Source organism: Escherichia sp. AM3 (assembly GCF_032029835.1).
Classification (GTDB): Bacteria; Pseudomonadota; Gammaproteobacteria; order Enterobacterales; family Enterobacteriaceae; genus Escherichia; species Escherichia coli.
The window spans coordinates 1-1,191 of sequence record NZ_JAVUPQ010000340.1 but is presented as its reverse complement, the minus strand read 5'-3'; the positions used below and the strand labels follow the sequence as shown (position 1 = coordinate 1,191).

1 protein-coding gene is annotated in these 1,191 nt (G+C 54.3%); it reads right to left on the bottom strand.

The window, feature by feature from the left end:
* On the bottom strand, nucleotides 1-1,191 hold a 1,191-nt coding region (locus RTW80_RS25665), incomplete at both ends, for an ImcF-related family protein (RefSeq protein ID WP_312720875.1).

The following is a 1,191-nucleotide window of genomic DNA, read 5'->3' as shown; positions in this document are numbered from 1 at the left end:
TGAAGCTGATACTGCGCGGCGCGTTGCCGCTGGTGCCGATGAGCGTCAGCTTACTTTCGTTGCCTTCGCGCATGTTGTTAGGCCAGACCAGATGGGCGGTATAGTTACGGCCCTGGCTGTAATCGACTAACTGACCGTCAAGGTTCAGTACACTGCGGCGTTTATTGCCTGAAAGCGATACCGTTTCCACGGCAAAGGATGTTCCCAGACCGTTCTGTTTGCTGAAGAAGATGTCACGGATTTTCTGCGCAGTTTCCAGTTGCGCAATAATATCTTCGCGAATAATGACGTTGTTATCGCCATCCTCCAGACTCAGGTCATTATCGATAAACAGCTTCAGGTTCTGCTGGTAGAAGGTATCCAGTATGCCATCCGGTTTAAAGAAGCGTTCGAAGGCATCCAGTGAGGCATCCTGTGCAGAACGCGGATTAAACGGATAGTTATTTGCCAGTTGCTCGTTAAACGGTTTCACCACGCTGTCGCGCCAGTCCACTTCCATATAATGAACAGCCTCCACCATCACCACATGCCAGGCCTGGTCAGTCAGTCTGCCAACCCAGCGGTTGAGCGGAGCAGGCAGCGTTTTTGCCATCTGGCGGGTGGCGAATATCGGATCGCTGCTGTTCTGATCAAGCCGTAACTGCACGGCTTTCAGCGCCGATTTCCCTGGTACAGGCGCGTTCTGGATTGCCAGCAGGTAGCGGTGCAACTCGGTGAGTTGCTGATACACGGCCTGCATCGTGCTTTCTTTGTCTTTCTGTACTGCCAGGGTACTGTTTTCCGGGGCGAATTCATGCCCGAGGCGGGTGAGTAACTGGTAATCCGGCTCTGCCAGGGCTTCCTCCCGTTCTTTGGCAGAGAGTTTTTCAGAAAAGACGCCTGGCTGTGTGTTGTCACGCAGGACGGTCAGCGCCCGCTGCAAAGGCTGGTCGCCGCTGATAACCTGCTCCAGCGCCCCGGTCAGTTGTCCGATGGACTCAAAATTGCGGATATTCAGATTGTCCATCCCGGCCCGCCAGGTGGCGGTGTAGTCGCTGATATACTGCTCGGTCAACTGGCGCTGGATTTCCGCGCGGTCGGCGTCACTGTATTTCACGCTGCGGGTAAGGTTAAGTACCCAGGAATCCATCGCCGTCAGTTCAACCAGTTCATCGCGCTGTTTTACAAAATAGCTTTGCAGGCCGTAACGGG